The following is a 6,294-nucleotide window of genomic DNA, read 5'->3' as shown; positions in this document are numbered from 1 at the left end:
CTGCCTGGGAGAGTAGGACGTAGCCGCGTAATCTTTTTTATTTTACGTGGATTTAAGTGGTGGCTAGGATTAAGTTACATTTGAAGTCATAAAGCTGAGAAGATGCTTTAAAATGACTTCTGCATTGTAACTTAATCCTAGCCACTTTTTGTTGTGTAAAATATAAAAGAATTACGCTTGTAGGGTAGGATACAAAGAGATGAGAAAATATGCTTTGAATGACCGCTGCGCTACAAACTAAGTATCAACCACTTTTTGTTGTGCAAAATAAAGAAGAATTACGCTTGCACGATATGATATAAAAAGATAATGAAAGTTGAGTTGAAAAAAGTTTACGCTTGTATGATATGGGATTAAATAAAAAAAGAAGATAAAAAAATTTAATATAATTAAGTTAAAAGTTGAGCATATAATGATGAATAGAGATTATTTTTATATAATATAGATAAATAGTAATCAAGGGGGATGTAGAGATGGAGATAAAATTAATAAAGCCAACTTTAGAATATGCTAAGGATATTATGGACTATAAACAAGAGTTTTTAGAATTAGGGGATGATTTAGCCGGATGTGGGAGCTTAAGAGAATGTTCTACGGCTAAAGATTGGATTGATACAATTAACTTGCTTGAAAGTGAAAAAACTTGTCCATCAGATAAGGTAACTTCTAATTTATATATAGCTGTAAGATTAATAGATAATAAAATTGTTGGAATCATTGATTTAAGGCATCATATTAATCACCCGGTACTAAGTTTATGGGGTGGTCATATAGGTTATTCTGTTCGTCCGAGCGAAAGGAAAAAAGGATATGCGACAGAGATGCTTAAACAAAATCTTGTAAATTGTAAATCGTATGGACTTGATAAAGTTCTTATAACTTGCAATCATGACAATATAGGTAGTGAAAAAGTTATAATTGCTAATGGGGGAGTATTTGAGAGAAATGTAGAGGTTGATGGAAATATTATAAAACGTTACTGGATAAAATTATAAAATAGGAGAAATTTAAATGAAAAATCATATTATGACTTTAAATAATGACTGTTTTACATTAATAAAAAATGGAACGAAGACGATAGAGGTGAGATTATATGATGAAAAGAGAAAGACAGTATTAAAGGGGGATTATATTACTTTTATTAATAATGGTAATTGTAAAAACCATTTAAAAGTTAAAGTTCTAGAAATATATAAATATAAGAATTTTAATGATCTATATGAACAATTTAATAAAATTAAACTTGGATATAGTTATGATGATTATGCAGCTCCTGATGATATGGAACAATATTATTCTAAGGAAGATATAAAAAGATATGGGGTAGTGGGTATTGAGATAAAAGTTGTTAATGAGTAAACGTATGTTTAAATAATAGAAGTAAATATTTAAAAGTATACATATAAATAAATAAAAACTGTTCATGAAATTGAAGTGAAATTTTCCTGAACAGTTTTTTATTTTAAGTAAAATTAATTTATATATTTTTATAAAGACTCAGCAAGTTTTATTATTCTTTTTAATCCTTCTGTAAAAGAAGATTCACTACAAGCATAAGAAATTCTTATATAATCATCCATTCCAAATGCTATTCCTGGAACAGCAGCAACTTCATACTCATCTAATAGCTTATTACAAAATTCTATAGAAAAACTATCCGTATAGTTTAAATTATTTTTTACCATAGATAAATCTATAAATGTATAAAAAGCTCCATCTGGAGTTACATAATTTAATTTGTTGCATTGATTTAATATATCAACCACTTTATTTCTTCTTGAACGATATATATTAACCATGTCATTGATAGAATCAGAACAATCCTTTAAAGCTCCGTAAGCTATATATTGACTAGTTAGAGAGGGATGAGATACTAAATGTCCCTGTATTGTTGATATTGCTTTAGCAATTTCTTTGTTACTTGCAGAATATCCTATTCTTAAACCTGTCATAGCAAATGATTTAGAGAAACCATTTATAGTTATAGTTATATTTTTTATATCATTACTTAATGATGCTATAGATACAAATTTATCTTTGTAACATATTCTTTCGTATATTTCATCTGCTAGTATGTATATATTGTTCTTTATGCACACATTAGCTATTTCTAATAATTCTTCTTTTGAGTAAACTGCTCCAGTAGGATTTGAAGGGTTATTTAAAAATAACATTCTAGTCTTTGGAGTAATACTCTTTTCCAAAATATCTTTAGTTAGTTTAAATTCATTTTCTTTATTTGTTTCTATAAAAACTGGATTTGCATTAACTAGTTTTATCATTTCAGGATAGCTAACCCAATAAGGTTTAGGAACTAGAACATCATCTCCAGGATTTAATACAGCTAATAAAGCATTTGTTATAGCATTTTTTGCACCACTAGAAACTACTATTTCTTCTGGAGCATAATCACAATCATTTTCTAAATTTAGTTTTTTAGATAATTCATCTCTAAGAATTTTTAATCCAGGAACTAAGTCATAATTAGTTAAGTTTTCATTTAATGAGTTTATTCCATGTTGAATTGCTGCATTAGGAACAGATAAATCTGGTTCTCCTATACTTAAATCAATTATACTTTTTCCTGATGTTTTTAAATCACGAACTTTTGAACTTATACCTATTGTATAAGATGGTGTAATGTTATTTAATCTACTAGATAACATGTTTAATCCTCCTTTTTAAGATAGATAAGTATATTATATATTAATTTATAACAACAAAGATAACTATATAAGATTTATTGATAAATTTGTCAAAAAATGAGTGAAAAAATTATAAAAAAGTCTAAAAATTTGAACATATTAGAAATACTAATGTTCAAAAAATGTAGATAGCAATTTCAATGCTTAGAGGTGATTTGACGATTATGTACAATTTTGGTAAGCTTATTGTAGTAAAGTAATGACTTAAAGATTTTCCCTTTGACTTTGTTAAAGGGGATTTTTTTCATCCAAGCATACTATATATAGTATGCTTAATATTTGCGGATACTATATATTGTGATGAGGGGGAATTTATTGTGATTCAAGCAGTAAAGAAAAGAGATGGAAGAGTTATACCTTTTAACTCAGATAGAATAACGAGAGCTATATTCTTAGCTGCGAGTAAAGTTGCTCAAAGAGAAGGTAGTGTAGCGGATTATAATGTAGCAGAATTATTAACTCAAGATGTAATTAAGCTATTAAATATAAAGTTTGCAACAAATACTCCTGGAGTAGAAGATATACAAGATGCTGTAGTTAAAGTTCTTATAGAAAAAGGACATGCTAAAACTAGTGAAGAATACATAATTTATAGAACTGAAAGAAACAGAATAAGAAATTCTAAATCTAGACTAATGAAGTCTATAGGAGAAATAACTTTTGCTGATGCAGATGATGCTGACATAAAAAGAGAAAATGCGAACATAGATGGAAATACTGCAATGGGAACTATGCTTCAGTATGGAAGTACAGTATCTAAAGAGTTTTGCAAAACTTACATGTTAAAACCTGAACATGCGTTTGCTCATGATAATGGGGATATACACATACACGATATGGACTTTTTAAATATGGGAACATTAACATGTTGCCAAATAGATTTAATAAAGTTATTTAAAGATGGTTTTTCAACGGGACATGGATTCTTAAGAGAGCCGAATGATATTATAAGTTATGCAGCTTTAGCAGCAATAGCTATACAAAGTAATCAAAATGATCAACATGGAGGACAAAGTATACCATTTTTCGATTATGGGTTAGCTGAAGGTGTATATAAGACATTTAAGAAATTATATATAAATAATATGAGTAAAGCTTTAGAGCTATATGAAGGTATAGAAGCTTTAGATGAAATAAGAGATATTGTATCTTATGTAGAGGAAAATACAGATACTAAGGCTAGTATAAGCTTAGATGAGTCCTATATAAATTTAGAAAAAAGAGAATTAATAAATAGATTAAATATAAAAGATGATGTAGCAGAAAAATCACAAAAGTTTGCATATAAAGAAGCATATAAAGAAACAGATCGAAACACATATCAAGCCATGGAAGCTTTTATACACAATTTAAATACTATGCATTCAAGAGCAGGGGCTCAAGTTCCTTTTTCAAGTGTGAATTTTGGAACAGATACATCTGAAGAAGGTAGATTAGTTACTAAAAACTTATTATTATCAGTAGAAAAAGGTCTTGGAAATGGAGAAACAGCTATATTCCCTATATTAATATTCAAAGTAAAAGAAGGAATAAATTTAAATCCTGAAGACCATAACTATGATTTATTTAAGTTAGCATGTAGAGTTTCTGCAAAGAGATTATTCCCTAACTTTAGCTTTATAGATGCTCCTTTTAATGCTAAGTACTATGTTGAAGGAGATCCTGACACAGAAGCTACATATATGGGATGTAGAACTAGGGTAGTTGGTAATGTATGTGGAGATGAAGTTGTAAGTGGAAGAGGTAACTTATCATTTACAACAATAAACCTTCCAAGATTAGGAATAAAACATGGAAGTATAAATGGGCAAAACATGAATATAGACGAGTTTTACGCAGAGTTAAATGAAAAGATAGATTTAGTAATAGATCAATTACTAGAAAGATTTGAAGTTCAAGGAAATAAAAAGGTTAAAAATTTCCCGTTTTTAATGGGACAAAATGTATGGAAAGGGTCTGATGATTTAGGTCCTAATGATACATTAAAAGAAGTTATAAAACAAGGAACGCTAACAGTAGGATTTATAGGATTAGCAGAATGTTTGATAGCTCTTATAGGAAAACACCATGGAGAAAGTGAAGAAGCTCAAAATCTAGGACTAGATATAATTGGTCATATGAGAGATAGAATGGAAGAAGCTAGTGAAAAATATGGATTAAACTTCTCTTTAATAGCTACTCCGGCAGAAGGGCTATCAGGAAGGTTTACTTCTATAGATAGAAATAAATATGGGGAAATAGAAGGAATAACAGATAAAGAATATTATACAAATTCATTCCATGTACCTGTATATTACAAAATAAGTTCTTTTGACAAGATAAAGATAGAAGCTCCTTATCATGAATTAACTAATGCTGGACATATAACTTATATAGAGTTAGATGGAAGCCCTTCAAATAACTTAGAAGCTTTTGAAACTATAATAAGAGCTATGAAAGAATTAGGTATAGGATATGGAAGTATAAATCATCCATTAGATAGAGATCCTGTATGTGGGTACTCAGGTGTTATACCTGGAGATGTTTGCCCTGCTTGTGGTAGAAAAGAATCAGATGGAGAAATTGGATTTGAAAGAATAAGAAGAATAACAGGATATTTAGTAGGAACAGTAGATAGATTTAATAATGCAAAGAAAGCAGAAGTTAGAGATAGAATAAAACATAGTTAATATTTAAATTTAATGTTTTAATGAGGGGGAGTACACATGAAGATAAGATTAGCTTCGCCTATTACTGTAGATAGTATAGTAGATGGGCCTGGGCTTAGGGCTGTTTTATGGACACAAGGATGCATACATAATTGTAAAGGGTGTCATAATTCTCAAACTCATGATTTGGTGAGTGGATTCGAAGTAGATACAAGCACAATATCTAAAGAGATAGAAAAACTAAAATTGCATAGAGGTGTAACTTTATCTGGAGGAGAGCCATTTTTACAAAGTGAAGCTTTAGCTGAAGTTGCAAAAACATGCAAAGATAATAACTTAGATGTATGGGTATATACAGGATATACATTTGAGGAACTTACAGATAAGAAAAACCCTTCATATTTTAATAATTTAAATTTACTTAGAAATATAGATGTTTTGGTGGATGGAAGATTTATAGAAGCTAAGAGAGATATAAGTCTTAAGTTTAGAGGATCATCAAATCAAAGAATTATAGATGTTAAGAAAACACTAGAGCTTAAGAAAATATGTTTACATGATGAATATATGAAAGAAGATTTAGGAATAGCAAAATAATAAATTAAAAAATAAGCATAAGTTCTTACTTATGCTTATTTTTTTTCGCCTTTTTTCTTCAAAAGATTTAAAAAAATCGAAAAATGAAAATAAATTAAAATATATACATATTTATGGTGGATAATGTGGATAAGTCTTGCGGATGTAAGTGTATATGCAACTTTAAAACTGTAGATAATGTGGATAAAAATGTTGATAACTTGAGGAACACTTTCTTTATTAAAGTGAAATTAAAATATAATTAAAAAAAATAAAAAAAACTGTTGACTCTGTTTTGATTAGATGGTAAAGTATTACTTGTCCTTAAGAAACGGACGAAACACAAAAGAAAAAATGAACTTTGA

At 28.6% G+C, this 6,294-nt stretch carries 5 protein-coding genes; 4 read left to right on the top strand and 1 reads right to left on the bottom strand.

The window, feature by feature from the left end:
- Window positions 1-473 precede the first annotated feature (473 nt).
- Both RWY47_RS04340 and RWY47_RS04335 read left to right on the top strand, forming a co-directional pair.
- The gene (locus RWY47_RS04340; protein WP_199874370.1) at window positions 474-995 is read left to right on the top strand and encodes a GNAT family N-acetyltransferase; all 522 of its coding nucleotides are present in this window, start codon (window positions 474-476) and stop codon (window positions 993-995) included.
- Window positions 996-1,011: 16 nt separating this feature from the next.
- Window positions 1,012-1,359 (top strand): ASCH domain-containing protein, encoded by a 348-nt coding sequence (locus tag RWY47_RS04335; RefSeq protein WP_199874371.1) that lies wholly within the window; start codon window positions 1,012-1,014, stop codon window positions 1,357-1,359.
- A gap of 128 nt (window positions 1,360-1,487) precedes the next feature.
- Here RWY47_RS04335 and RWY47_RS04330 read toward each other — a convergent pair whose 3' ends face one another.
- Window positions 1,488-2,666 (bottom strand): pyridoxal phosphate-dependent aminotransferase, encoded by a 1,179-nt coding sequence (locus tag RWY47_RS04330; RefSeq protein ID WP_199874372.1) that lies wholly within the window; start codon window positions 2,664-2,666, stop codon window positions 1,488-1,490.
- A 356-nt stretch (window positions 2,667-3,022) separates the two neighbouring features.
- Here RWY47_RS04330 and RWY47_RS04325 point away from each other — a divergent pair, with 356 nt between their 5' ends.
- Together RWY47_RS04325 and nrdG are read left to right on the top strand one after the other, a co-directional pair.
- A complete protein-coding gene (locus RWY47_RS04325; protein WP_021428221.1) occupies window positions 3,023-5,374 on the top strand; it encodes an anaerobic ribonucleoside triphosphate reductase in 2,352 nt (783 codons plus the stop codon).
- A gap of 36 nt (window positions 5,375-5,410) precedes the next feature.
- Window positions 5,411-5,950, top strand: coding sequence for an anaerobic ribonucleoside-triphosphate reductase activating protein (gene nrdG, locus RWY47_RS04320; protein WP_021428223.1), 540 nt, complete (start codon window positions 5,411-5,413; stop codon window positions 5,948-5,950).
- The last annotated feature ends 344 nt before the right edge of the window (window positions 5,951-6,294 follow it).

This window comes from Paraclostridium sp. MRS3W1, from assembly GCF_032465715.1.
Taxonomy (GTDB): Bacteria; Bacillota; Clostridia; order Peptostreptococcales; family Peptostreptococcaceae; genus Paraclostridium; species Paraclostridium dentum.
Note: the sequence above shows the minus strand (reverse complement) of the source record. Positions and strands in the feature narration are given on the sequence as shown.

Excerpts from the sequence above, each read along its gene's own strand:
- RWY47_RS04335 (WP_199874371.1), top strand. The coding sequence starts at position 1,012 with ATGAAAAATCATATTATGACTTTAAATAATGACTGTTTTACATTAATA.
- RWY47_RS04340 (WP_199874370.1), top strand. The coding sequence starts at position 474 with ATGGAGATAAAATTAATAAAGCCAACTTTAGAATATGCTAAGGATATT.
- RWY47_RS04330 (WP_199874372.1), bottom strand. The coding sequence starts at position 2,666 with ATGTTATCTAGTAGATTAAATAACATTACACCATCTTATACAATAGGT.
- nrdG (WP_021428223.1), top strand. The coding sequence starts at position 5,411 with ATGAAGATAAGATTAGCTTCGCCTATTACTGTAGATAGTATAGTAGAT.